This is a genomic window from Polyangium jinanense, from assembly GCF_028435365.1.
This window is the reverse complement of record NZ_JAGTJJ010000002.1, coordinates 325,154-350,112: the sequence shown is the minus strand read 5'-3', so window position 1 is coordinate 350,112 and position 24,959 is coordinate 325,154. Positions and strand designations below refer to the sequence as shown.

Genomic DNA, 24,959 nt, shown 5'->3' with positions numbered 1-24,959 from the left:
GCTAGCCCTGCCTCCCCTCGCGCGAGCTCTTGTTCGAAGGCAACGGCGGCGGCGTGTTCTCGATCCCCGGCAAGCCCACGCCCGCCTCCGCCTCGCCGCGACGGATCTGCGCCGCGAGCTCGATCGCGTCGACGATCTTCCCGTAGCCCGTACAGCGGCAGAGGTTGCCCGCGATCGCGCACTTGATCTCGTCACGCGTGGGACACGGGTTCCTGTCGAGCAGCGCCGTCGCGGTCATGAGCATGCCGGGCGTGCAGAAGCCGCACTGCCCGCCGCCGAGCCTGTCGAAGCCGTCGAGCAGCGCGTCGATGTGCGGCGCGCCTTCGAGCGTCTCGACGGTGCGGACCTCCTTGCCGTCCGCGTCGAGCGCGAGCGTGAGGCAAGAGAGGATCGCGACGCCGTCCACGACGACCGTACACGCGCCGCAGTCCCCCTTGTCACAGCCCTGCTTCGTGCCGACGAGGTCGAGGTCGTACCGCAGCGCTTCGAGCAGCGTCCTGCGCGGAGGGACGGCGAGCGCGACGGCGCTGCCGCCGATCTTCATGCACATCGGGACGAGTTTTTCCATGGGCTCCAAGGGCTCGGATGCAGGCGCCTCCTCGGGCGTCGCGTGGTAAGGGCGTACCTCGAAACGCGCGCCGCGCATGTTTGCGCCGGCGATCGGATGTCCCGCGGGGATGGGATACCGGAGCGCGCGGGAGGCGAGCTCGCAATACTCGACGAGGCGCGCCTCGGGCACACGCGGACGCGCGCCGAGCAGGCCGAGGTTCTCGACGAGCAATTCGAGGCTGGTATTGCCGACCCGCTCGCCGACGCCGAGGCCGGTACCATGCACGCGATCGACGCCCGAGGCGGCCGCCCAGAGCGCGTTCGGCAGGCCGATGCCGCGGTCGTTGTGCCCGTGCCAGTCGAGCTCGACGTGCCGCGCGCCGAGCTCGTCGAGGGTGCGCCGCGCGAACCCGACGAGCGCCTCGATGCCGTACGGCGTGACGTGGCCGGTGGTGTCGCAGAGGCAAATGCGGCCCGCGCCCGCTTCGATGGCGGCGCTGTAGAGGCTGCGGAGGACCTCGGGGTTCGAGCGGGTGGTGTCCTCGGTGACGAGGCAGAAGGGCAAGCCCGCGGCCTTGGCCTCGCGCGCGGCGGCGGTGATGGCGCCGATGAGGAAGTCCGTGTCCCAGTTTTCGACGGCGAGGCGAATGGGGGAGCTGCCGATGAAGGCGTAGACCTCGATGGGGATGCCGGCGCGATCGGCGGCGCGGGCGATGCCGTGGACGTCGGCGACGACGGTGCGCGCGGCGGCGGTGGGGACGACGCGGAGCTTGGAGCGGACGATCTCGCGGCAGAGGAGGAAACAATCCTCGGCATTGACGAGGCCGGCGGCGGGGAGGCCGACGCTGACGACGTCGACGCCGATCGCGGCCATGGCGTAGAGGAGATCGATCTTCTGCGCGGCGTCGGGCTGGTAGCCGGCGGCGCTCTGCAATCCATCCCGGAGGGTCTCGTCGACGACCTTCACGGGCCGCACCCTGCGCGCGAAGTCGCGCCGCACAGGCCCGCCGGAGAGGGAGAGCACGCGGCCCGATCCATCGACGGACGGGACGCTGTCGTTCCAGTCGTACATGGCAACCCCCGGGAGTGATTCCGAGGTGATGAGTACCACGGAACGAGGTTCGGCCGGGACGCTGGATCGCGGGGACGTACGGGGAAAAAGCTATGGCGCGGTGCGGCGGAGGACGGCTGTAACGTTACTGTATCTGTTGCAGTACGCGCCCCCTCCATCCAGCCCATTACCTCGGCGTTCGGCCGGTCGGAGGGCCCGCGAGGGTCATTGGGCCGCCAAGAAAGCCGCGTCGAGGCGTGGAATGGCGACTGGCATTGGCCTTGCTCTTCGCAAGGAAGATCATGACCCTCCTCGAAAAGCACCAATCGCTTGTGCAGAACCTCGCCCTCAATGCGTGGCAGACGCCTGCGCCCGCGCTCTCCTAACTCCGCGGCGTCGAGGGGCACGTACCTCGAAGCGCAAGCAGCCGATCAAGCGATCGGCAACTTCGAAAGCAACATCCCCCGCTCCGAACCCCCGATCCCCGTATCCGCCCCTACACTCCCCTGCTCCCCGAGCTCGATCCCCTGCTCCCGCAGGTCGATCCCCTGCTCCCCGAGCTCGATCCCCGTATCCGACTTCACACTCCCCCGCTCCCCGAGCTCGATCCCCGCCTCCGCCCACCGAGTCCCCGGGGGGATCCGCCTTCCGGAGCGGGGGACGCACCTTCCGAGAGCACGATTGCGTCGTTCATGATCGGGTTCACACGCGTTCTGGACGGGAACTACCTGGGTCCACCCCCATAGGGAGGTTTCCATCATGGCAAGGCTCACCATTGGTCAGAAGGCCGAACGCGTCCTCAAGCTCCTCATCGCCCTCCGCAACCCGCGGATCGCCGCCCCCCTCGCCCGGCACGGCTTCACGAACGTCGACCTCGACGAGGGATGGTCGCTTCTCAAAAACGTGACGCGCACAAAACTCGATTTCGTCGAGGCGCCGCCCACCACGGACCCCGACGCCCTGCGCGCCCTCGACGCCTGGGAGAATCAATGGTTCGTCATCGCGGATGCCACCTTGACGCGGCACGCGCCGGAGATTCACGCGCAGGTCTTCCGCAACCTCTCCCAGACCGACGGCATGGCCGTCATCGTCTCCGTCGGCACCTTCGTCGAACGACTCGACACCATCGACAACCCCGAATGGAACGGCGGATTCGGCCAGGCCGGGAAAGATGCCCGAGCCCTGCTCGCCCAGCGCGGGCTCACGGAGATGGTGGTCGACGAGGCCAAGGCGCTGCTCGGAAAACTCCGCAACGTCGACGGGCCGTTGCCCGATCTGGAAAAGATCGCCGCCGAGGACGAGACCTTCGAGAAGGCCGAGGCGGCGCTCTGGGCCTGGTACCTCGAATGGAGCGCCATCGCCCGGAGGGCCATCACCCAGCGCGGCCTGCTGCGGCAGCTCGGGTTCCTGCGCACGACGCCCGGCGGAAAAGACGTCGAGGTGACGGACGACGAGGTCCCGGAAGACGCGCCCGCCGCACGCACCCCGCCGGTTCGAGCGGACGCCACCACGATTCCGGCGTAACCCGCGCCTCCCCCCACCGAATCTGGCTGGCGCACCACACCGTTGGACCGGTAAAACCCCGGTCCGTCCACGGGCAATCCCTGCCCTCGGACCCTCGCTTGCACGAACGTGGCGCGTACACAGCTCCCCCTCGTCGGCCTCCTCGAAGAGGCCATCCTCCCCGGCGAAGAACGCACGTTCGCCGTGCCCGCCATCGACACGGTCGCCCTCGTCGCGCTGTCGCGCGTCGCCCGCGACGGAAAACTCCCCGCGGAGATCCTCGCCGTCACGATCACCTCGTCGGTCGAGCTGCCCTCGCTGGTCACCGGCAGGTGGGGCACGACGTGTCGGATCGTCTCCGTCGACGCAGCTTCCCTCACGCTCGCCGGCCTCCGAAGAGGTCGGCTCGTGGCGGCGCGCGGCAAGGAGCCCCCGTACACGGCCGACGTGGACACGCCCGACGAGGACGAGCCCACGCCGGACACGAAGGCGCTGCTCTCCGCCGCCCACCTGCTCTTCGCCGCCCTCGACGAAGGCGCGGTGCCCGAGCCCCTGGACTTCCACGCCCCCCTGCGCACCGCGCTCGCCGCCGCCACGCGCGCGGTCTCCGGCAAGAGCGAGCTCGCCGAGCTCACGCAACACCCGCTCGAAGAAGGGATCCGCCGCGTCGCGCTGCTCCTCGCGTCCCGCGCCGAGGGTCGACACGCCGCCTCCGAGCTCGAAGCGATGCTGCGCCAGGCGATGGCCAAACCCGAGGTGCCGAAGGCCCTCCGGCAGAAGCTCTGGTCGCAGATCGTGGAGCTCCAGAAGCGGCTCGACCTGCACGATCCCGCGATCGCCGAGGAAGGCGACGACCTCGCCCGGCTCCAGCGCAAGCTGTCGCAAGCAGGGATGCCCAAGCTCGCGCGTGAGACGGCCAAGCGCGAGCTGCGCCTCTTGCGGGGCATGCAGTCGAACCACCACGACTACTCCACGTACACGAACCACCTCGACTTCATGGCGCGCCTGCCCTGGCAGCCAGACCCGGAGCGCCCGATCGATCTCGCCGCCGTGCGCGCCGCGCTCGATCGTGGTCACCACGGCCTGGAGAAGCCGAAGCGGCGCGTCGCCGAGTACCTCGCCGTGCGCAAGCTCGGCGGCGAGAACGCTTCGATGATCCTCTGCCTCGCCGGCCCGCCCGGCGTCGGCAAGACGACCATCGCCCGCGCGATGGCCGAGGCCCTCGGGCGCCCGTTCGCACGCGTCGCGCTCGGCGGCGTGCACGACGAGAGCGAGATCCGCGGCCACCGTCTGAGCTACGTCGCCGCGTCGGCAGGCCGGATCCTGCGCGCCATCGCGGAGGCAGGCAGCGCGAGCGCGCTCGTCTTGCTCGACGAGATCGACAAGATCGGCGAAGGGCGCGCCCGCAGCCCCATGGCCGCGCTGCTCGAGGTGCTGGACCCGGAGCAAAACCCCCACTTCCAGGACAACTTCCTCGGCGTGCCGTACGACCTGTCGCACGTGCTCTTCGTGGCCACGGCGAACGACACGTCCCAGATCCACCCGACGCTGCTCGACCGGCTGGAGCTCTGCGAGATCGAGGGATACACGGCCGTCGAGAAGACCATGATCCTGCGGACGCACCTGCTCGATCGGCTGCGCGCCGAGATCGGGTTGCCGAAGACGCCCGCGATCGAGGACGACGCCGTGATGGCGCTCATCGACGGCTACACACGCGAGGCCGGCGTCCGGCAGCTCCGTCACACGCTCGCGACGGTGCTCCGCGCCCGCGCCCTCGCGCTCGTCACGCGCCGAGAGCAAGGCGAAGCCGACGCCGCCGGCGAGGAGCAAGCCCCGCCGATCACCCAGGCCGAGGTCGAGGCCGTGCTCGGTCCGCCGCGCTTCACGAAGGCGAAGGCGCTCGGCGCGCTTCCCATCGGCGTCACGACCGGCCTCTCCGTCGGACCCGGCGGCGGCTCGGTGCTGTTCGTGGAGGCCGCGACCATGGCGGGGCGCGGCGAGCTCGTGTCGACGGGCAACCTCGGCGACGTGCTGAAGGAGTCCGTCCGCGCGGCGTTCTCGCACGTGCGCGCCGAGACGAGCCGCTACGGCGTCGAGCCGGGCAGGCTCGCGGCGACCGATGTGCACGTGCACGTGCCCGAGGCGAGCCTCGCGAAGGACGGTCCGAGCGCCGGGACGGCCATCTTCGCCGCGCTGGTCTCGGCCCTCTCGGGCAGGCCGGCGCCCGCCGATACCGCGCTCACCGGGGAGCTCTCCCTGAGCGGCCGCGTGCTCGCCGTCGGCGGCATCCGCGCGAAGCTCATCGCCGCCGAGCGCGCGGGTCTCGCGCGCGTGGTGATCCCCGAGGCGAACCGAGCCGATGTCCCCGAGGACATCCATCTCGACGTGACCTTCGTGCGCACGATCGACGAGGTATACCGCGCGCTCTTCCCGTCGTAGGACAGCGCGCCGAGGGAAAGGACGCGCTCATGCCCAAACAGTATCCGCTGCTCGCGACGGCCGAGGAGATCCGCACGATCGCGCGCCGCGCCATCACGCTGATGGAGGTCCTGCACGAGGGGCACGACGACGACACCGCGTGGAACGATCCGGACGCGCAGCGGCTCGACAACCTCGTCTTCCGCGGCGCGAAGGAGGCCATGCGGTTCTGCGCGACCGCGGCAGGCCTGCTCGGAGACGCGTCGCTGCTCCAGCTCGTCGCGACGCTGCTGGAGGAACAAGGCGGGTGGGACGATCACGCCGACAAGGACACGGACGTCGTGGCCGAAGGGCTCGGGGAGCTGCTCCGGCGAGGCGCGCCGGTGAACGACAGCGTGGCGGCGTTCGCCGCGAGCCCGAACGACGACATCCGCGCCGTGATCGCCGCGGGCCTGCGCCCGACGAACGAGCGCGCCATCAAGCTCCTCGAGACGCTGGCCAAGGACCCCATCGCCGACGTGCGCAAGCCCGCGCAGGAGGCGCTGGCCTCGCGTGGCGAGCTGCACTGGTGGGCAGGCAAGTGGCAACGTGATCCCCTCGCGCACCTGCCCGCGGCGGACGCCGAGGCCCTCCGCGAGCCGATCGAGCGCATCTCGGCGATGCTCGACGAGTCCCGCTGGGCCTTGATGAAGCAGGACCGCGAGTTCACCGAGCTCGTCGCGAAGCTGCCGGACCCGATCGCCGTCGACGTGCTGGAGACGACGCTCGCGTCGGGCGGCAACCACGACACGAGGATGCCCCTGACGGGGGCGCACCTCTTGTCACGCAAAGGCGGCATCGAGGCGTTCCTCCGGGTGCTTTCGGGCTGGGCCAAGGCCCGCGCGTTCCACCTGACGCCCGATCACAAAGCGATGGTCGCGACGCTGCCGCACGATCGGGCCGTGGTGGTGGGCCTCGCGCTCGCGAAGTACGCGCTGTCCGCGCCAGCCTCGGTGCGCGACGAGGTGTCCACGGCTTACTTCCTGGCCGCCGAGCTCGTGGAGGAGGTGATGCCTCCGGGCGCGGACCTCGCGCCGATCGTCGAGCTGGTCCTCGAAGCGCCCGAGACGGCGAGCCGGATGGACTTCATCATGAACAAGATCGCGAACGTGCTCGGCGCGAAGAACGCGAGGCCCGGAGCGCTCTCGGAGCGCCTGCTCGCGGCGCGCCTCGCCGGGTATCCAGGCGCCTGGTCGCGGATGGCCGGGAACATCGACAAGCTCCTGCAAAAGGCGCCGTTCGAGCAGCTCCGCCCCGCCGTGGAGCAGGCCTTGCGGAGCGACGACGACAAGCTCACGCGCTGGGCGTTGCGGTGCATCCTGACGGACGCGCACGCCGCGGAGACGGACGGGAGCCGGCTCGAGCTCGCGGCTCGCCTCTGCGAGGACACGCGTCTGCGGGGCCTGCTCGTCGCCGACTCCTCGTTGACCAAGATGGCCATCACGCCGCTACGCGCCGCGCTCCGGCGTGGAGAGCTCGCGTGCATGGAGGCGCTCAACGTGGTCTCGGCGATCTCCGAGCTCTGGGGCGGCGTCGCGCCCATGTTCTTCTCCAGAGCCTTGACGAGCGCAGGCAAGGAGGAAGCACGCCAGAAGGCACGCGCCGAACATGCGCCGTTCCTCGGGCCGGAGGAGCTCTCGGGCCCCGTCACCGAGGACGAGTGGACCGCGCTGCGCCGCGCCCGGGAAGCGAACACCTCGCACGAGTACGGGGACTGGATGCGCATCCTCAGCGTGCTGCCCGAGGGGCCCTGGCACCCGGAGGATCACGCGCTGCTCGATCGCGCACTCGCGGCCTTCGAGGAGCACCCGGAGCTCGCGATGCCGATCTCGATGTGCCTCACCGCGAAGGCGACGGTCGACGATCTGCCCATCTTCGATCGGCTGATCGAGCGCGCCCCCGACCACCGCGCGCTCGTGCGCTCGAACCTGTACTCGACCCGCGAGAGGCTCGGCTTGCCCAAGAAGCCCGCCGACGACACGGCGAAGGCCGAGGCGACGTCCGGCGGGGACTGGATGGACGAAGACGACGATGCGTGATCCCGGATCGCGTGGTACACCCTTCCCCTCGATGCCCGCCCTGCTCCTCGGAATCCTCGGCGCCCTGCTCTTCGCGCTCATCGCAGGGAACCGCATGAGGCCGCACCCCACCAGCATGAGCCCGCACCCCCGCACGGAGCGCCGCGCGCTGCAAAGGAGCGTCGAGCGCGCGAACGCCGTCGCGAAAGCTCTCGGGTTCGTCGCGGAGCAGGACGCCGAGATTCCCACCACGTTCCGGCTGCATGCGCCCGAAGCGAGCGACGGCGTCACCTTGCGGATGGGCTCGCCCGCAGTTTTCGCGGGCTCGTTCAAAGAGGACAAGCTCGTCGACTGGATGAAGCTCGAAGCCAAAGGCCCGCCCGGTTTCCCCGCAGGGGTGAAGGTGCGGCCGCCCGTGCAGACCTCCCTCGAACGGCGCGAGGGCCTCCCCGGCGAGTCGCCGACGCTGGTCACGCCGGGCGGCGTCAAGCTCGTGATCGAGAACGAAGCGGGCGCGGCGATCGATATCGCGGCCCTCACCGGATGGATCGATTCGTTCCCCAAAGGAACGTGGCTCGTCACGATGAACGCCGAAGCGCTGGAGTTGCGCGCCGACACGCCCGCGGCGGAGGACGCGATCACCTGCGCGCGGATGCTGCTCGAAGAAGCGCGCAAGCCCCGCGTTTAAGCCACCGACGGGATCGCCGGCTCGCTGGGCGCGCGCAGGATGATCCGGCGCACGGCCTCCGGGTCCGTGATGCGGCGGAGCACGGGCTGGAGGCCCTCGGTGTCACGTTCGCCAAACGCGCCGCTCGACGCAAAGGCGCGCGCGCGCGGGCCGTCGAGCACCAGGAAAAGATCGTTGAGCCCGCCAGCCGCCGGGCTGTCGATGACGTCGACGATGCGCGTGCGCTCGAGGTGCAGCTCCTCGTCGCCGCGCTGGATGAGGACACGCCGGTTCGTCACCCAGTAACGCGTGCGCGTTTCGAGCCGCGCAGGCCGGACGATCGAGGCATACACGACGAGCACGCCCGCCGAGACGAGCAGGAGGATCGTGAGCGCGAGCGAGGTGACGAGCGCGAAGAAGGAGAGCGACTCGGGCGAGAGGCCACCACGCACGACGGTACGCGCCGCGTGCACGGCGTGGGTCGACGAGACGATCGCCGCGGCGAAGAGGCCGACGCCGAGCAGGAGGCCAAGCGCCGCGCGTCCGCTCGACGGGAGCCATTTGCGAAAGCCGTCGGGCGGATGGCCCGACCAGAGGACACGCTCGCCATCGTCGAGGCGCTGCGCGAGGAGGCGCTGGCCGTCGCCCGCCGGGGTGGAAGGCGTGACGCCACGGACGATGGCCCAGACGCGGTCGGGCGCGACGAGGCCGTGGAAGACGATCGCGAGGCGGCGGCGCAAGGCGCCCGTGGGCACGGCGCGCACGAGCTCGAGGTCGCCGATGCCAGGACGCTGCGGGTCCCAATGAATGCGGGCGAAGCTGATCGCGGATCGATCCATCATGCGGCGGAGCCGGCCGCGATGGAGGATGACGTGGCGCTCGGTCACGACGAACTCGAGCTCGCTGCGCCACCACTTGGGGCCGAGCGCGAAGGCGACGGCGAGGATGGCCGTCCACGCAGCGAACGCGAGGAGCGTGCCGGGGCTCGATCCGAGCGCGGTGGCGACGACGACGGCCGAGGCGGTGGTGATCGCCGAGACGACGCCCGCGATCGCGGCCGCGATCTGGTAGAGCACCGGGCACGTGACGACCTTGGGGCGCCCCGACCAGACTACCGACTCCTCGAAGAGCGAATCCCGCTTCAACGAACGCCCTCCGCCGTGGTGACAGTGGAGCGTGGAGCGTCCTTGGGTCACCGTAAAGAGGTCTGTGCGATGTCAGCGCCTTCGCGCGGCCTGAAGGACGCGCTCCCGCTCTTTCTTGCAAGCTTCGAGGCGCACGCGGCCGAGCGGGATCCAGCGATCGTCGTCGGGCGCACGTTCGAGGTACGCCTCCCAGGCCTCGATGGCCCGCGTGTACGCCTCGGCACGCACCGCGCCGAGGTCCGTGCTGCGCGCCGCGCTCCACGCGCCGAGCGCCTCGTACCAGGCCTCGTCGTGCGGCGGTGAGAAGAACCAGCTCGGCTCGTGGATCTTGCGATCGTCGCGGTCGTAGGCGCGGGCGAGCGCGATCGAGGCGAGCGCGCCGTCGAGGTCGCCGTCGCGATCGGTGGCGACGGCGAGGCCCCAGAGGGCGGTGACGCCGTACTGGAACATCTCGATCGGCAAGAGCGAGCGGAGCGCCTCGCGGTAGCCCTGAATCGCGTCATCGAGGCGGCCCATGCCCATGTACGACTCGGCGCGGTTGGCGAAGAGGACGGCGCGGTGATGGCCGAGTGGCTCGTGCGCGAGCGCCTGGCCGTACGCGTGGACCTCTTGATCGCGCTTGCCGAGGACGGCGTACGCAATCGCGAGCTCGTTCCACGCGGAGGTCGTGATCGCTTGCGGCGCGCTGCCGTGCGCGACGGTGAGGAGCACGCGGATCGCCTCCTCGATGCGGCCCGGGTTCAGCGGCTTGCGGTCCTGACCGAGCCGGCGCAGCACGTGGCCCATGCGCAAACGCACGCGCGGATCGGGGCTCTCCGCGCCGCCGGCTTGTTCGAGGCGCTTGAGCGCTTCGAGCAGGTAGACGTCCCGCATGCGCAGGAGGTCGACGGCGGGGGTCGCGTCGAAGATGGACTCGCTCTGCGCGAGGTCGTGCTTGAGGAGGAACTGATCGGCCTCTTCGAGGAGCGTGGCACGCGACGCGGCGACAGGATCACGCGCCTTGAGCCACACGGAAGGCTCGGCGAGCGCCTCGCCCGCGAGGGGCACGGAGAGGAGCGCGGCCGCGACGAAAGCGGCAACAAAAAACCTTCGTTTCACGGGCCTCCCTTCGCGCCGGCGGGACGCGGCGCCTTCTTCGCGGCTTCGAGCCGCGCCCGCGCGGAGGCCGCCCACGGGGTCTTTCCGCCAGGGCCGGCGAGGTACGTCTCCCAGAGTTTCACGGCGGCCGCGCCCTCGGCCGCGAGCGCTTCGAGGCAAGACTTGTCCTCGGTCGCCGCGAGGTAACTCGGGCCGCCCGCGCGCAGGCGAACGCCCGAGGCGCGCGCATCGGCGAGCGCCGCGTCGGCCTGCACGCGATCGCCGTTGCGATCGAGGACGAGCACGAGCGAGAGGAGCACGTCCCCGGAGAGCGCGCTCGGCGGGCGTTGCCGCGCTTCACGCAGGTACGCCGCGGCCTCGTCGAGCGGCGCGCGCTTCGGCTCGGCGACCGGCGCTTCGGCAGGCGCGGCGCCGCTCGCCGCGCGCGAGGCCGCGACGGCCATGGAGACGTGCGCGGCTTCGAGCAGCACGGCGACGCGGCGATCGGGCGAGCCGAGCAGGTCGATGCGCGGCACGAGCGCGCGGTAGACGGCGAGCGCGTCCTCGAGTTTGCCCGTGCGGCGAAGGACCTCGGCGAGGTCGTGCATCGTGGGCGGGTCCTCGACGCTGCGCGGATCCTTTCCGCGCGCGGCCTCGAACTCGCGCGCGGCGTCGTCGATCTTGCCGAGCGCGAGGGCCGAGCGAGCGAGGAGCACACGCGGTGCGGCGTACCCGGGCAGCACCTTTTCGGCGTTCTCGGCGGCGCTCTTCGCGGCGGCTGGGTCCGAGCCGAGCAGTGCCTTGGCGCGCGCGACGAGGTCGCAATACCGGCCGAGCTCCGGGGCGCGCGCGAGCTCCCAGACCGTGGGACGTCGGGACAATCCACGCCGGACGGTCGAAGCGCACTCCTGCGGACGCCCCGACGCGGCCGCGGCGGCGACGAGGCTCGCGCCTTGTCCGCTCGATGGAGGCGTCGGAGACGCGAGGACGATCGAGGCGAGGAAGACGCTCGGGATCACGGGCGCAGTATACCGACCCGCCGCGTGGCGCGCATCACGCGGTCCGCGCGAGGGCGAGCACGGACGGAGAGAGCGCACGCATTCGTCGCGTCTTGGCCGTATCTTTCGGGCTTCGCCTCCGGCAGTCTGTAGAAGCAGAAAGAACGACCTCGAAGGGTTCGATGTGATGGAGGGCGACCGCTGGCTCGAGCGAGGGGCACGGGTCGGGGACTACACCATCGAGGATCTCCTCGGCGAAGGTGGGTTCGGAGCCGTGTTCCGCGCGCGAAGCGACGCCGGGGTCCTCGCCGCGCTGAAGGTCTTCAAGACGACGGCGGCCGAGCTCACGGCCGAGCGGCTCATCAGCCAGCAGAACGAGATCGAGGCGCTGCTCAAGCTCGATCATCCCTCGCTGATCCAGCTCTACGGCTACGGGTTCGTCGAGGGCGTGGGGTTTTACCTCGCGATGGAGATCGCGGCCGGCGAGACGCTCGACACCTACCTCGAGCGCGTCGGTGCGCTCGATACGCTCGATGCGGTGCGGCTCATGCGCAAGGTGGCCGAGGCGCTCGCGCACTGCCACGCGCGCGGCGTGCTGCACCTCGACCTCAAGCCGAGCAACATCGTGATCGTCGATCCGCACGAGCCACGGGTCAAAGTGCTCGATTTCGGGCTCGCCACGCTCACGTCGAGCTGGCAGCCGGACGATACACGCGTGACCGCGGGGACCGTGGGCTACATGGCGCCGGAGTGCCTGCGCAGCGGACGCGCGCGGCCCGATCCACGCATGGATCTCTACGCGCTCGGGACGATCCTCTACGAGCTCGTCTCGGGGAAATTGCCGTTCGAAGGCCGCGGGCAGCGGACGATCATGATGAACCGGACCGTCGGCGAGATGGTGCCGCTGCGCGACGTGGCCCCGAGCGTGCCGCCCGCGATCGCGGCGCTGATCGACGAGCTGCTCGCGCAGGATCCATCGCAGCGGCCGGGGAGCGCGGCGCAGCTCTGCGCGCGGCTGAAGGAGGTCTACTACGACACGCTGCGCGGCGAGGAGCCGGACGGAGAGCGCGGGCCGCAGACTCCGCGGGTGCCGCAGAGCGGGCGGATGACGTCGCTACCGCCGCGGCACAACACCGAGGAGGCGCCGTTCGTGGGGCGCGAGAGCGAGCTGTCGCTGCTCGCCTCGCGCGTGCTCGGCACGACGTCCCGCACGGCGTCGCCCGTGGTGATCGTGGGGGACGCGGGGATCGGCAAGAGCCGGCTCGTCTCGGAGCTCTTGAACGTCGTCGAGCAGGACGGCGCGGCGGTAGTGATCTACGCGCGCTGCCGCGAGCTCAGCGCGCTCGTGCCGTACTCGCCGCTGCGCGAGGCGCTGAGCCGCGTCGCCACGGCCACGCGGCGCAAGAGCATGACGGGCGCGCTCGTGCAGGCCGCGATCGACGCGGCGAACGAAGAGGACGCGGAGCTGCTCACGGCGCTCGTCCCCGAGCTCGGCCGCGGCCTCGGCGACGCCGACGCGCGGCGAACGTTGCTCCGGCCGTCATCGGCCAGGCGGGTGGCCGAGCTCGTGCGCAGGCTCGTCACGCGCATCGCGGCCGACCTGCCCGTACTCGTCGCCATCGAGGACATGCACTGGGGCGACGAGGCGACGCTCGCCGTGCTGGAGCTCCTCTCGGGGACGCTCGGCCTCGCGAAGGTGTTTTTGCTGGGCACGACGCGACCCCCGCTGCGCGTGGCCTGGCGCGGCGCGGCGCTCATGGATCTCGGTCCGCTCGATCGCGAGGAGAACGGGCGGCTGCTCGCCGAGCTCGCGCGCGGCGGAGACGAGTCGATCCTGCGCGAGCTCGAACGGCACGTGCCGCTGCTCGCCGCGGGAAACCCGCTCTTCGGGATCCAGGTGATCCGGAACCTCGAAGTCGAGGGGTTCGTCAGTCGAACCACGTTCGGCACGTTGTCCCTCGGCTCGCGCAACCTCGCCGATTACCGCGCCCCGGCCACGATCACCGAAGCGCTCCGCCGCGGCGTCGACAGCCTCTCGCCCGAGGCGCGCGAAGTGCTCGGCGTGGCCGCGCTCCTCGGCCGTCACTTCCTGCGCTCGGACCTGCGCGCGCTCGGGCTCTTCTCGATCGAGCGCATCGATCGCGCCCTCGAGGAGGCCGAAAACCGTTGCCTCCTGGTCGACGAGCGGACGTCCACCACGTTCGTGCACGACGTCGTGCTCGAACAGCTCGAACGACGCGCGGTGCGCGCCGATCTACGCGAGCACCACCTGCGCATCGCCCGCCAGCTCGAACGACGCGGCGCCGATCCCGACACGCTCGCGCGCCACCTCGAGCGTGCCGGCGAGAAGCAGAAGGCGGCGGACGCATACCTCACGGCGGTCCTCGCGAGCCCCGGAAACGATCCCGGCGCCGGCCAGAAGCTCCACCGCGCGATCGAGCTCGTCGCCACGCTCCCCGCCTCCCCGGAGCAGCGTCGCATCCAGCTCGTCGCCACCGCCGAGCTCGTGCGCATGCGCTGGTTGCTCGGTGGCACGGAGGAGCTGCACAAGCTCGTCGAGCGATGCACCGCAGACACGCCCGCGGCCTCGGCCATGCTCGGCGCCGCGCGCGCCCGCGTGCACGAGGTGCGCGGCGAGCTCACGGAGGCGCGCCGCCACGCCGAGCAATCGATCGCCACGGCGGGAAAGGATCCCTCCCTCGAACGGCACAGGACCGCCGCGACGAACGTCCTTGGCCGCGTCGATCTCGCCCGCGGCTTCGTCGAGGAGGCCGCGCGCTCCCTCGCCGCGGGCTCTTCGCTCGCCGAGCGCGAAGGTGACCTCGTCGAGCTCTGCCACGCGCGGAGCCTCTACGGCGTGGCCCTCGGCTCGACCGGCGATCTCGACGGCGCCGAGCGCGAGATCCAGGCCGCCGCCCACCTCGCCGAGCAGCTCGCCGATCCTGCACGTCTGCTCGGCGCGTGGCATGCGTGCGCGCTCCTCGCGGAGGCGCGGTACGACTGGGATCTCGGCGTGAGCTCGACAGCGCAGCTCCTCGCGTACGCCGAGGAGCACAAGCTCGGCGGCCACTACCTCTACCTGGGCACGCTCTACGCGGGCCGTCACCAGTTCCACGTCGGCCACCTGCACCGCGCCCGCATGCTCGTCACGAACGCGCTGAACCTCGCGCGCATCGTGGGCACGAACCTCGGCCGCGCCCTCGGGCAGGCGTTTCTCGGCGACGTGCACCTCGTCGAGGGCCACCTCGCCGACGCGCTCCTCTCGTACGAGCGCGCCATCGAGCAGGGCACGGGCCCGAACGGCGACGAGCGGGCCGCCTGCCTCGGTCTCCTCGGCCGCATGCACGTCACCGCGCTCCGGCGCGGCGATCCGCGGGAGGTTCGTCGGCTCGGCGAAGAGGCCACGTCGCGCCTCATCGTCGCGGGCCAGCGCGCGCTCCTGCTCGGCGCGCTCGAGCGATTCGCGGAGTCACTCGCCGAGGTGCGGCTCGGCGAGGACGCGGCGAACGTGCGGGCCCGGCACGAGGCGCTCGCGCAATCGCTCGGCACGGCGAACGGCGGCTTCTGGCCGCGAATCCCCGACCTCGACGCGCGCGCGGCCGGCATGCGCCCGCGCGATTACTGGCGGAGCAAACAAGCGCGCAGCCGCGCCTCGGGCGAATGGAGTTTGCCGGCGCAGCAGGTCTCGCCGTCGCGGCTCTTGACGACGCGCGGAGGGCAAAACCCGACGTCCGTGTCGTCGACGGCGCAGGTGATGCCGAGTCGAACCGTGCGCGCGCCGCAATCGGTTGGATTGCAAAGCACGGTGCCGCGCACGGGGCTGCTCGAAGCGCTCGCGACGGTGGAAGGGTTCGTCCCCGCTCTTTTGGAGGAGGAAGCGGGGATGTGACCACCTTGCGCTGCGGTTGCCGCGCCTTTGCTTTCCGTGTACGCAGGACGGATGATCAAAGCCCAAGGCTACGCCGCGCAAAATGCACAGTCTGGCCTCGCGCCGTTCGCGTTCGATCGGCGTGATCCCGGCGACCACGACGTCGTCATCCAGATCCTTTACTGCGGGGTCTGCCATTCCGACATTCATCAGGTCCGAGGCGAGTGGGGCAATTCGACCTTTCCCATGGTGCCGGGCCACGAGATCGTCGGCCGCGTGACCCGGAAGGGCAAGGGCGTCACCAAGTTCCGCGAGGGCGATCTGGTCGGCGTCGGCTGCTTCGTCGATTCGTGCCGCGAATGTGGGAGCTGCAAGGAAGGGACCGAGCAGTTCTGCACGGGCGGGATGGTCCTCACGTACAACGGCGTCGAGCGCGACGGCAAAACGCCGACGTTCGGCGGGTACTCCGACGTCATCGTGACGGACGAGAACTACGTGCTGCGCGTGCCGGAAGGCATCGATCCCGCGGCCGCGGCGCCCCTGCTCTGCGCCGGCATCACGACGTATTCGCCGCTGCGCCACTGGAAGGTGAGCCCGGGGCAGCGCGTCGGCGTCGTCGGCCTCGGCGGACTCGGGCACATGGGCGTGAAGTTCGCCGCGTCGTTCGGCGCCGAGGTCACGGTGATCAGCACGTCGGCGCGCAAAGAGGCCGACGCGCGCCGGCTCGGCGCGAGCCAATTCCTGGTGAGCAGCGATCCGAGCGCGATGGCCAAGGCGATGGGGTCGTTCGACTTCATCCTCGACACCGTCTCAGCGATGCACGACGTCAATGCGCTGCTCGGCCTCCTCCGCCGCGACGGCACGATCGTGCTCGTGGGCGCGCCGGAGAAGCCGCTCCCCATCGCGGCGTTTGGCCTCGTCATGGGACGCAAGACGCTCGCGGGCTCGCTCATCGGCGGCATCGCCGAGACGCAGGAGATGCTCGATTATTGCGGCGAGAAGGGGATCACCTCCGACGTCGAGGTGATCCCGATGCAGCAGATCAACGAGGCGTACGACCGGACCGTCAAAGGCGACGTTCGTTATCGCTTCGTGATCGACATGAAGAGCGTGTCCGTTTGACCTTCAACCAAACGCGTCCCTGAGGACGATCGTCTCGTCCCGCCGCGGCCCCACCGACACCAAAAACACCGGCACGCCGATCTCGGCTTCGAGGTACCGCACGTAGTCCTGCGCGGCCTGGGGCAGCTCGGCCATCGTCCGCGCGTGGGAGAGCGACTCCCGCCACCCCGGCCGCTTCTCGTACACGGGCACGACCTTGCCGACGTGCCGGATCGGCAGCTCCTTCGTGCGTCCCTCCGGCGTGTCGTACGCGACGCACACCTCGATCGTGTCGAGCCCCGAGAGCACGTCGAGCTTCGTCACGGCGAGCCCGTCGAGCCCGTTCACCCGCGCCGCATACCGGAGCGCCGGCAGATCGAGCCAGCCCGTTCGCCGCGGCCGCCCCGTCACCGAGCCGAACTCGCCTCCCGCGACCCGCAGCCGCTCGCCGAGCTCGTCCGAGAGCTCCGTCGGGAACGGCCCCTCGCCCACGCGCGTCGCGTAGCCCTTCGTGATCCCGAGGACCCGCTTGATCCGCGTCGGCCCCACGCCCGCGCCCACACACGCGCCGCCCGCCACCGCGGACGACGACGTCACGAACGGGTACGTCCCGTGATCGAGGTCGAGCAGCGTGCCCTGCGCGCCCTCGAACATCACGCGTTCGCCCTTCTGGATCGCGTCGTTCGCGAGCACCGCCGTGTCCGCGATGAGCGGCACGATCCGCGGCGCGAGCGGCCGGAGCTCCGACATCATCGCGGACACGTCCGGCATCTCGCCGCCGAGCTCACGCACCACCGGACCCCACGCGCTCGCCGCGCGCGCGAGCTTCTGCTCGAGGCCGTCGAGATCCGCGAGGTCTCCGACGCGGATCCCGCGCCGCGCCGCTTTGTCCTCGTAACACGGCCCGATCCCGCGCTTCGTCGTCCCGATCTTCTGCCCGTCCGTCGCGGTCGCCTCGCGCAACCCGTCGACGAGCCGGTGGTACGGCAGGATCAGATGCGCGAGGTCCGAGACGAACAGCCGCCCGCGCGTCGCGTGCCCTTTTGCTTCGAGCACGTCGAGCTCCGACACGAGCACGGCCGGATCGACGACCATGCCTTGCGCCATGATGCATCGCGCCTGTGCGCGGAGGATTCCGCTCGGCACGAGCCGGACGACGATCTTGTCGTCGCCCACGACGAGCGTGTGCCCGGCGTTTGGCCCTCCGGCGAAGCGCACGACCACGTCCGCGCTCTCCGTGTACAGGTCGACGATCTTGCCTTTTCCCTCGTCCCCCCACTGGGCGCCGACGATCACGACCGCGGACATCCGGCCTCCTTGCGTGCTGCTCGGTCCGTCACGAGCCGGAACGTTAGTACACTCCCCGCACCCGTCCCACCCATGAGCCGCTCGATCGTCCCGATCCCGCCCGGGCTCCGCCTCCTCGCGCTCCCCACCTTCCGGGACGGCTCGCTCGTGGCCGCGCTCGTCACCTCGGTCTCGCTCCTCGCGGGCCTCGTCCGTTCGATGCCGCTCCTCCTCGCGCCGAGCGTGCCCGTGCGTCTCGGCTTGCCGTTTGCCCGGGCTGCCCTCGCCGTCTCGCTCGAAGTCGCGCTCGTGCTCGCCCCTTCCCTCGGCGCGGCGCTTTCGGCGGCTCGGTTCGTCGATCGTGGCGAGGCGCGCGCCGTATTCGCCCTGGGCGCTTCGCCGCGATCGCTCGTCGCGTCCGCCCTTCCCGTCTGGCTCCTCGCGTTCGTCCTTTCCGCGCTCGCCTCGCTCGCGTGGGGAATCGAAGCCGAAGCGCCCGGCCGCCTTGCATCCCGCCTCCTTGCGGACGCCCGCGCCGCATGTGTCGACGGCGCCGCGCGAGATCCGCGAACCCCGCATGCCGCGACGGTCCCGATTGCCGAGGCCACCTGGATCTGCTTGCCCGGCGAGCCTCCGCGCCTCGTCATGACCCCTTCCCTCCTCGGCGGATCCGCGCTCGCTGCTCGCTCGATCGAGCTCTCCGCCGACACCGCATCCCTCGAGGCCGACGACCTCGTCCTTGCTTTGCCCTCGAACGAAACGACCGGGCCCATGACCGTCCGTGTCGCCCGCGCTTCGGTGCGAGGCCTCCTTCCGCTCGGCCGCCCCTCGAACCTCCGCGCCCCCGTACGCGCCGTGCTCCTCGGCGCGACCTCTGCGGCGAGCGCCCTCCTCGCGAGCCTCGTCGTGCTCGTTTCCTCGATGGGCAGCCGCGCGCTTGCTCTCTTCGTCGGCCTCTCCGGCCCGGCGCTCGCGCTCCTCGTCCTTTCGGCGCTCGAACGCGAGAAAAGCCCCCTCTTCGCTTATGGCCTCGTCCCTGCGCTCGGCTTGCTCGGTCCGCTCCTGGCGGCCCGCTTCGCGCGATTTCTATCGTCGCGCCGCGCCCCGGGCGCATGACGAAAGAAGACGGCGGATCCAGCGCGCCGCGTCCCCGTCACCCGCGATCGTGCGGCCTTGGCGTCCATTGCCGGAGGCGCCCGAGGGTGGTACGGGTGGTGATGTGTGGACGCGGGAGGCTCGGAGCTTCCCCGGGCAGGAGTACGACCATGGGCCGATTGAACATCACCGAACTCCTTCTGATCCTGGGCGTCGCTCTGCTCTTGTTCGGCGCCGGGCGCATCTCCGACATTGGCAAGGGCCTCGGCGAGGGCATCCGGAACTTCAAGAAGGGCCTCAAGGACGAGGACCAACCGCCGCCGAAGCAGCTGCCGAAGAAGGACGAAGAGGGCGGCGAAAAGTCGACGTCCTGAGCGCCGTCGGCCCGCGATCTTTCTTCGCCGGCGGGGGTTCGGGGACGCAGCGCGTGGTCGACGCGGACGCCCCGACGCCTATACTCGAGGAATCGTATGAAGATCCTCGAGCGTCTCGGGAAGATCGGCATCGCGTTTGCTTCGTTCGCCATCGCCGCGTTTTTCGCGGTGCAGTTCGGGGCGGGCGGTCTGTGGCGCGGATTCGAACCCGCGCTCGCCGTCACGGGCAGCGGCCCGACGGCAAAAGCGCCCTACGATCTGACGCGGCTTGAAGCCGTCAACGAGACGCTCAAGCTCATCCGCGACAAGTACGTCGAGCCAGGACGGGTCAAGCCGAAGGAGATGCTCCTCTCGGCCTTGAACTACGTCCAGCGTGACGTCGCCCAGGTGATCGTCGTGAACGACGATCCGAACGAGGTGACCGTCCGCGTCGAGACGGCGGAGAAGAAGTTCCGCATCGACAACGTGCAGGGCCCCTGGGACGTATCGGCGCGCCTGCGCGAGGTCTTCGCGTTCCTCCAGAAAAACCTGCGCGGCACCGAGGTCGATCTGCGCGAGGTCGAGTACGCGGCGTGCAACGGCATGCTGCACACGCTCGACCCGCACTCGGTCTTCCTGAGCCCCGAGGCCTACAAGGAGATGAACCTCTCCACGTCGGGCCATTTCGGCGGCCTCGGCATCGTGATCTCGATCCGCGATCAGGTCCTCACCGTGATCAACCCCATGCCGGAAACGCCGGCGGGGCGCGCGGGCATCAAGCGTCACGATCGGATCGTCAAGATCAACAACGAGTCGACGCTCAACATGCCGCTCGACGACGCCGTGCGCCGCCTGCGCGGCGACCCCGGGACGAAGGTCACGGTGTGGGTCACGCGCGACGGCGAGCAAGGCTGGCAGACGCCGAAGCCCTACGAGCTCGTGCGTGAGGTCATCAAGGTCCGCTCCGTCGAGTCGCGGCCGCTCGAGACCTCGGGCATTGGCTACGTGCGCATCAAGAACTTCCAGGCGACGACGTCGACGGAGCTCGACCTCGCGCTCGACGATCTGCGTAACAAGGGCTCGCTGAAGGGCCTCGTGCTCGACCTGCGCGGTAACCCCGGCGGCCTCCTCGATCAGGCCACGCGCGTCGCCGACAAGTTCCTCGCCGACGGCGTCATCGTCTCCACGGTCGGCGCCTCCGAGGGCCGCGACGAGAAGAAGGCCAAGAGCCCCGGCACCGAGCCTACGTATCCGATCGTCGTCCTCGTGAACGGCAACTCCGCGAGCGCGAGCGAGATCGTCGCGGGCGCGCTGAAGAACCACGATCGCGCCGTCATCGTCGGCTCGACGACGTTCGGCAAGGGCAGCGTGCAGCTCGTCTTCCCCGACGTCACGCCGGAGAAGGCCGCGCTCAAGCTCACGATCGCGCAGTACCTCACGCCCGGCGATGTCTCGATCCAGGGCGTCGGCGTGACGCCCGACATCGAGCTCGATCCGATGACGGTCGACGACCTCGAGATGGATCTCACGATCCAGAAGGACGGCCTGCGCGAGCGTGATCTCTCGGCGCACCTGACGAACGGCAAAGCCCAGGCCGGGTCGAAGCCGCGCGAGGTCGTGCGCTACCAGCTCACGAGCGCCGAGCGCGAGGAGATGCGCGAGCGCGGCGGCGAGACCGACGACGACTTCCGCGTCGACTTCCCGATCCGCTTCGCGCGTGATCTCGCGCAGCGCATCCCCCCCGGCGCCGCGCGCAACGCGCAGATCGACGCCGCGCGCGACCACATCGAGAAGGCGCGCAAGGACGAGCTCGACAAGGTCGCCGCCGAGCTCTCGAAGCTCGGCTACGACTGGTCCGACGCACCGGAAGGCGCACCTGGCCCGGCGAAGAGCGACCTCGAGGTCAAGGTCGAGACCGACCGCGCGAACAACGAGGTCACGGCGGGCGAGCCGATGAACCTCTCGGTCACGGTGAAGAACAACGGCAAGCAGCCGATCTATCGCCTGCGCGCCTCCACCGAGAGCGACAGCGGCTACCTCGACGGCAAGGAGCTCGTCTTCGGCAAGATCGCGCCCGGCCAGAGCAAGACCTCGAAGGCGCCGCTCGGCTGGTGCGAGGTCGAGGGCCGCAAGATCGGCACGACGAAGCCGCGCCTCGCGAACCAGAAGCGCGTTTGCAAGATCCCGATGGACGCGCTGAGCCGCGCCGACGGCGTGAAGGTGAAGTTCGAGGCCGCGGGCGGCTTCGAGCCCCCGACGGCCGAGATTCGCCCGACGATCCGCGCCCTCGAGCGCCCGCTCTTCCAGTACGCCTACCAGATCGTCGACGACCGCAGCGGCAACGGCGACGGCCGCATCCAGCGCGGCGAGGGCGTCTCGATGTACCTGACCGTGAAGAACGTCGGCAAAGGCCGCTCGTTCGAGACGCAGGCGAACGTCGCGAACCTCTCGGGCGAGGGCCTGCTCCTTCGCGCGGGTCGGTTCGACATCTCGAACATGAACCCCGGCGACGTGCGCAAGGTGGTCTTCACGTTCGACGTGCAGCCCGAGCTGCAAGACACGGAGGCCACGCTGAGCCTGTCCGTCGGCGATCGCGACCTGCGCGAGGTCGCCACGGAGAAGGTGAAGATCCCCGTCGGCAACCCGATGACGATCCCGAAGGCCTCGGGCACGGCGAAGGCGGGGCCGCAGGGCGCGACGCTGTTCGCGACGGCGGATGCGAACGGGCTCGTCTTCGGCAAGCTGCGGCCCGGCGAGACCGTGGCGATCACGGGCAAAGCGGGCGACCTCTACAAGGTCGACCTCGGTTCGAGCCGCTTCGCCTTCGTGTCCGTCGGCGAGACGACGCCGGGCAGCGGCGCGCCGTCGGTCACGCCGTCCTTCGAGGACATCTACTCGAAGGCGCCGCCCACGCTCGACGTGAGCGCCGCGGCCATGGCCACGCGCGACGACAAGGTGAAGATCACGGGCGCCGCCTCGGACGCCGAGCGCTTGCTCGACCTCTACGTCTTCGTCGGCTCGCGCAAGCTCTACTACAAGTCGAACCGCGACGGCGCCGACCCCAAGAAGGCGACGTTCGAGTTCGATGCGCCGCTCCGGCCGGGCGTGAACGTCATCACGGTCGTGGCGCGCGAGAACCCGGACACGACGACGCGCCGCACGCTCGTCGTTCGCAAGGACGGGACGGACGGCTCGATCCTGAAGACACCGAAGACGGACGATCCGGTCGCCGAGTGGCTCGGCGAAGCGGCGCTCCCCGAGGATTGACCCCCGAGAATCACCCCGAGTACGTTGGTCTGTCGTGGGACTTCTAGCCTGGCTCGGCCTCAAGCGAGGGGACACGTATCCGAACGTGGATGCGTTGCTCGCGGAGCTGCGCCGCGCCCTGCCTGACGACGAGGCCGTCGTCCTTCGTTACATCGCTGCGGTGGTCGTCCTGCTCGGCAAAGTCGCGGGCGTGGACGGCCGCCTCACCGAGGGGGAAGAGCAGACGCTCCGCAGCTTGCTCGCGCACATCGAGGGCTTGTCCCCCGAGGCGATCGAGGCCGTCACGCACGCCTTGAAGGGCAAGCTGCCGGAGCTCCGCGAGGAGGAGCTCACGCTCTGCGTGCGCGAGCTCAAGAGCCTCTGCGACGGCCGCGAGCGCGTCGAGGTCATTCGTTTGCTCGCCAAGGTCGCGGTGGCGGATGGAAGGCTCTCGGACGTGGAGCGCGCGGAACTGCACCACGTCGCCGCAGACCTCGGCGTGCCCGAGAGCGAGCTCGCCGCCGTCGAGGAAGAGGTCGCTTAACTCTTCGCGCTACGCGCTGCTCGTTGCTTCATCGCCGTAAGGGCGACGAACAGGACGAACGTCACAGCCCCGCCGACCGCGATGAACATCCCCGCGTTGAACACGTAGTGCAGGTCGCGCGCTCCGCCGAGGCCCATCAAGAAGATGCCAAACAGCGCGAGGCCGGCGCCGATCACCGGATCGGGCCCCTCTGCTTTCCTCGTGTCGAGCGCTTCCCCGACCTCTTCCTGGTCGCCGCCGGCTCCGTGCAGCCCGTCTGCGCTCTCGTCCATGCGCACCTTCCTTGCTCGATCCGAGTCTAGCGCAGACTCGGCCCTCGACGAAGCGCTGGCGGCGCGGGACGCGTGGGCGCACGATGGCCCACGTGTCTCCCGGTCCTGCCTCCTTCGGCGGACGCCTGGTCGTCTCCTTCGAGAGCCGGCGCGCGCCCGAGATGGCCTCGCTCGTCGAGCGTCACGGCGGCCTGCCCGTCCGCGCGCCTGCGCTCCGGGAGGTCGGTCTCGACGCGCCCGAGGGCGCGCTCGCGTTTGCCGAGGCCCTCGCCGCGGGCACGATCGACGTCGTCATCTTCATGACCGGGGTCGGCACCCGCGGCCTCCTCGACGCCGTTTCGCCCGTGCTCGATCGCTCCGCGTTCGCCGCTGCGCTCGCCCGTGCGACCGTCGTCGCGCGTGGCCCGAAGCCAGCCGTCGCGCTCCGTGAGCTCGGCGTCCCTGACTTCGTCACGGTCGCCGCGCCGAACAGCCACCGCGAGGTTTTGGACGCGCTCGACGCACGAGGCCCGCTCGTGGGGAAGCGCGTCGCCGTGCAGGAGTATGGCGTCCCGAACGCACCGCTCCACGAGGGCCTCACGGCGCGTGGAGCCCTCGTCCTGCCCGTCTCCGTCTATCGTTACGCCTTGCCCGAGGACACGGCGCCGCTCCGCAGCGCGCTCCACAGACTCGCGGCCGGCGAGATCCCGATCGCCCTCTTCACGAGCCGCGCGCAGGTCGAGCATGCGCTGCTCGTCGCGGCCGAGGAGGGGATCGACGGCCCTGTTCGGGAGGCGCTCGGTCGCGGCCTCCTTGGATCGATCGGCCCTGTCTGCTCGGAGGCGCTCCGACAGGAAGGGCTTTGCCCCGACGTCGAGCCGGAGCATTCCAAGATGGGCCACCTCGTCAAGGAGGCGGCAAACCGCACAGCCGAGATCCTCACGCGAAAGGGCCGCCCGTAACGCCGGGCGCGGCCATTTCGATCACTCGTAATCTTCGTAATCGCTGCGGGCGACCTGGGGCTCCTTGCCCGTCTTCGTCTCGACCACGTGGCCTACGTTCACGACCTCGGCGCGATAAATGACCGAGCCGTCATCGGCCGTGATCTCGCCCGAGAGATCACCCCAGGAGAATTTGTCGCTGACCACCGTGGTCAGCGTGGCCTTCTTTTCGCCGATCTTCACGCGGAAGCTCGTGCGCTTCGCGGGCAAGAGGTCGTTGCCCATCACCGCGACCACGTGCTCCGAGCCGAGGGCCGCCTCGTTCTCGTCGGCGACGACCATCGTCTTCGCCATCAGCGCCTCGTATTCGTCGACGCCGGCCGGCACGAGCTTTCCTTTTTCGATGCGCTGCACCCCGAGCACCTCGCCGCGCGTCTCGGGCGCGTCGCTCAGGCGCACGCGAAGCTCGGTCGCCACCTTGCCTTCTTCGAGGATGAAGTCGATCACGAGCGCATTCTTCTCGCGGGCGACGACGCGCTCCGTGAGCGTCACGGGCGCTTTCTGGAAGCTGCCCGAGAATCGATACACCACGTAATCGCCAACCTCGTGACGCCCCTCCGCGGGCGCCTGCTCCTCGGCGGCCTCGGGCTCGGCCTTTGCGGCCGTCTCTTTTTGCGTGGTGACGGCCGGAGCGGGCTTTTCCGGGGCGAGCGCTTGCGTGCGGACCGCGGCTTTGCCGCAGCCCATGGCGAGGAGCGATACGAGGGCGGGGAGCAGGATCCGATTCATGCGCATCGGGTACATCCGC

At 70.3% G+C, this 24,959-nt stretch carries 20 protein-coding genes; 12 read left to right on the top strand and 8 right to left on the bottom strand.

Annotation, left to right across the window (positions count from 1 at the left end; all coding sequences use genetic code 11):
- Window position 1 precedes the first annotated feature (1 nt).
- Complete coding sequence (locus tag KEG57_RS56435) at window positions 2–1,621, bottom strand: hydroxymethylglutaryl-CoA lyase-like TIM-barrel protein (protein ID WP_272417153.1); 1,620 nt, start codon at window positions 1,619–1,621, stop codon at window positions 2–4.
- A 236-nt stretch (window positions 1,622–1,857) separates the two neighbouring features.
- On the opposite strand from KEG57_RS56435, the gene KEG57_RS06445 reads away from it, so the two are divergent.
- Window positions 1,858–1,986, top strand: a complete 129-nt coding sequence (locus KEG57_RS06445; protein ID WP_272417152.1) for a hypothetical protein — start codon at window positions 1,858–1,860, stop codon at window positions 1,984–1,986.
- Window positions 1,987–2,031: 45 nt separating this feature from the next.
- Here KEG57_RS06445 and KEG57_RS06440 read toward each other — a convergent pair whose 3' ends face one another.
- Complete coding sequence (locus KEG57_RS06440) at window positions 2,032–2,184, bottom strand: hypothetical protein (protein WP_272417151.1); 153 nt, start codon at window positions 2,182–2,184, stop codon at window positions 2,032–2,034.
- A 175-nt stretch (window positions 2,185–2,359) separates the two neighbouring features.
- On the opposite strand from KEG57_RS06440, the gene KEG57_RS06435 reads away from it, so the two are divergent.
- The 4 genes from KEG57_RS06435 to KEG57_RS06420 all read left to right on the top strand — a co-directional run bounded on the left by KEG57_RS06435 (window position 2,360) and on the right by KEG57_RS06420 (window position 8,266).
- Window positions 2,360–3,124 (top strand): hypothetical protein, encoded by a 765-nt coding sequence (locus KEG57_RS06435; RefSeq protein WP_272417150.1) that lies wholly within the window; start codon window positions 2,360–2,362, stop codon window positions 3,122–3,124.
- A gap of 108 nt (window positions 3,125–3,232) precedes the next feature.
- A complete protein-coding gene (locus KEG57_RS55480) occupies window positions 3,233–5,542 on the top strand; it encodes a S16 family serine protease (protein ID WP_272417149.1) in 2,310 nt (769 codons plus the stop codon).
- Window positions 5,543–5,571: 29 nt separating this feature from the next.
- On the top strand, window positions 5,572–7,599 hold the full coding sequence (locus KEG57_RS06425) for a hypothetical protein (RefSeq protein WP_272458274.1): 2,028 nt from the start codon (window positions 5,572–5,574) through the stop codon (window positions 7,597–7,599).
- 31 nt (window positions 7,600–7,630) lie between these two features.
- Window positions 7,631–8,266, top strand: a complete 636-nt coding sequence (locus KEG57_RS06420; protein WP_272417147.1) for a hypothetical protein — start codon at window positions 7,631–7,633, stop codon at window positions 8,264–8,266.
- Here the strand turns inward: KEG57_RS06420 and KEG57_RS06415 are convergent.
- The 3 genes from KEG57_RS06415 to KEG57_RS06405 form a co-directional block, all read right to left on the bottom strand.
- Window positions 8,263–9,390: a hypothetical protein gene (locus tag KEG57_RS06415; RefSeq protein ID WP_272417146.1), complete on the bottom strand. Its 1,128-nt coding sequence runs from the start codon at window positions 9,388–9,390 to the stop codon at window positions 8,263–8,265. The two genes, KEG57_RS06420 and KEG57_RS06415, sit on opposite strands and share 4 nt — an antisense overlap.
- 72 nt (window positions 9,391–9,462) lie before the next feature.
- A complete protein-coding gene (locus KEG57_RS06410) occupies window positions 9,463–10,488 on the bottom strand; it encodes a tetratricopeptide repeat protein (protein WP_272417145.1) in 1,026 nt (341 codons plus the stop codon).
- Complete coding sequence (locus tag KEG57_RS06405) at window positions 10,485–11,486, bottom strand: tetratricopeptide repeat protein (RefSeq protein ID WP_272417144.1); 1,002 nt, start codon at window positions 11,484–11,486, stop codon at window positions 10,485–10,487. Before KEG57_RS06405 ends, KEG57_RS06410 begins: the two co-directional genes overlap by 4 nt.
- A gap of 166 nt (window positions 11,487–11,652) precedes the next feature.
- Between KEG57_RS06405 and KEG57_RS06400 the strand changes: the two genes are divergently transcribed.
- The gene (locus tag KEG57_RS06400; RefSeq protein ID WP_272417718.1) at window positions 11,653–15,354 is read left to right on the top strand and encodes a serine/threonine-protein kinase; all 3,702 of its coding nucleotides are present in this window, start codon (window positions 11,653–11,655) and stop codon (window positions 15,352–15,354) included.
- A 51-nt stretch (window positions 15,355–15,405) separates the two neighbouring features.
- Window positions 15,406–16,455 carry an NAD(P)-dependent alcohol dehydrogenase gene (locus KEG57_RS06395; RefSeq protein ID WP_272417143.1) on the top strand — a complete coding sequence of 350 codons (1,050 nt, stop codon included), beginning with the start codon at window positions 15,406–15,408 and terminating at the stop codon, window positions 16,453–16,455.
- Window positions 16,456–16,458: 3 nt separating this feature from the next.
- Here KEG57_RS06395 and KEG57_RS06390 read toward each other — a convergent pair whose 3' ends face one another.
- Window positions 16,459–17,742, bottom strand: coding sequence for an adenylosuccinate synthase (locus tag KEG57_RS06390; RefSeq protein WP_272458273.1), 1,284 nt, complete (start codon window positions 17,740–17,742; stop codon window positions 16,459–16,461).
- A 72-nt stretch (window positions 17,743–17,814) separates the two neighbouring features.
- On the opposite strand from KEG57_RS06390, the gene KEG57_RS06385 reads away from it, so the two are divergent.
- The 4 genes from KEG57_RS06385 to KEG57_RS06370 all read left to right on the top strand — a co-directional run bounded on the left by KEG57_RS06385 (window position 17,815) and on the right by KEG57_RS06370 (window position 22,959).
- Complete coding sequence (locus tag KEG57_RS06385) at window positions 17,815–18,837, top strand: hypothetical protein (RefSeq protein WP_272458272.1); 1,023 nt, start codon at window positions 17,815–17,817, stop codon at window positions 18,835–18,837.
- A gap of 149 nt (window positions 18,838–18,986) precedes the next feature.
- The gene (gene tatA, locus KEG57_RS06380) at window positions 18,987–19,190 is read left to right on the top strand and encodes a twin-arginine translocase TatA/TatE family subunit (protein ID WP_272417140.1); all 204 of its coding nucleotides are present in this window, start codon (window positions 18,987–18,989) and stop codon (window positions 19,188–19,190) included.
- Between the two features lie 96 nt (window positions 19,191–19,286).
- Window positions 19,287–22,436 (top strand): MXAN_5808 family serine peptidase, encoded by a 3,150-nt coding sequence (locus KEG57_RS06375; protein WP_272458271.1) that lies wholly within the window; start codon window positions 19,287–19,289, stop codon window positions 22,434–22,436.
- Window positions 22,437–22,470: 34 nt separating this feature from the next.
- A complete protein-coding gene (locus KEG57_RS06370; protein WP_272417138.1) occupies window positions 22,471–22,959 on the top strand; it encodes a tellurite resistance TerB family protein in 489 nt (162 codons plus the stop codon).
- Here the strand turns inward: KEG57_RS06370 and KEG57_RS06365 are convergent.
- A complete protein-coding gene (locus tag KEG57_RS06365; RefSeq protein WP_272417137.1) occupies window positions 22,956–23,231 on the bottom strand; it encodes a hypothetical protein in 276 nt (91 codons plus the stop codon). The two genes, KEG57_RS06370 and KEG57_RS06365, sit on opposite strands and share 4 nt — an antisense overlap.
- An 83-nt stretch (window positions 23,232–23,314) precedes the next feature.
- On the opposite strand from KEG57_RS06365, the gene KEG57_RS06360 reads away from it, so the two are divergent.
- Window positions 23,315–24,172: a uroporphyrinogen-III synthase gene (locus tag KEG57_RS06360; protein WP_272458270.1), complete on the top strand. Its 858-nt coding sequence runs from the start codon at window positions 23,315–23,317 to the stop codon at window positions 24,170–24,172.
- Between the two features lie 21 nt (window positions 24,173–24,193).
- Here the strand turns inward: KEG57_RS06360 and KEG57_RS06355 are convergent, their stop codons facing one another.
- Window positions 24,194–24,940, bottom strand: a complete 747-nt coding sequence (locus KEG57_RS06355; RefSeq protein WP_272458269.1) for a hypothetical protein — start codon at window positions 24,938–24,940, stop codon at window positions 24,194–24,196.
- Window positions 24,941–24,959 lie beyond the last annotated feature (19 nt).

Coding starts and splice junctions, on each gene's coding strand:
- KEG57_RS06390 (WP_272458273.1), bottom strand. CDS start 17,742: ATGTCCGCGGTCGTGATCGTCGGCGCCCAGTGGGGGGACGAGGGAAAA.
- KEG57_RS06395 (WP_272417143.1), top strand. CDS start 15,406: ATGATCAAAGCCCAAGGCTACGCCGCGCAAAATGCACAGTCTGGCCTC.
- KEG57_RS06365 (WP_272417137.1), bottom strand. CDS start 23,231: ATGGACGAGAGCGCAGACGGGCTGCACGGAGCCGGCGGCGACCAGGAA.
- KEG57_RS56435 (WP_272417153.1), bottom strand. CDS start 1,621: ATGTACGACTGGAACGACAGCGTCCCGTCCGTCGATGGATCGGGCCGC.
- KEG57_RS06400 (WP_272417718.1), top strand. CDS start 11,653: ATGGAGGGCGACCGCTGGCTCGAGCGAGGGGCACGGGTCGGGGACTAC.
- KEG57_RS06360 (WP_272458270.1), top strand. CDS start 23,315: ATGGCCCACGTGTCTCCCGGTCCTGCCTCCTTCGGCGGACGCCTGGTC.
- KEG57_RS06375 (WP_272458271.1), top strand. CDS start 19,287: ATGAAGATCCTCGAGCGTCTCGGGAAGATCGGCATCGCGTTTGCTTCG.
- KEG57_RS06435 (WP_272417150.1), top strand. CDS start 2,360: ATGGCAAGGCTCACCATTGGTCAGAAGGCCGAACGCGTCCTCAAGCTC.
- KEG57_RS06420 (WP_272417147.1), top strand. CDS start 7,631: ATGCCCGCCCTGCTCCTCGGAATCCTCGGCGCCCTGCTCTTCGCGCTC.
- KEG57_RS06425 (WP_272458274.1), top strand. CDS start 5,572: ATGCCCAAACAGTATCCGCTGCTCGCGACGGCCGAGGAGATCCGCACG.
- KEG57_RS06355 (WP_272458269.1), bottom strand. CDS start 24,940: ATGAATCGGATCCTGCTCCCCGCCCTCGTATCGCTCCTCGCCATGGGC.
- tatA (WP_272417140.1), top strand. CDS start 18,987: ATGGGCCGATTGAACATCACCGAACTCCTTCTGATCCTGGGCGTCGCT.
- KEG57_RS06385 (WP_272458272.1), top strand. CDS start 17,815: ATGAGCCGCTCGATCGTCCCGATCCCGCCCGGGCTCCGCCTCCTCGCG.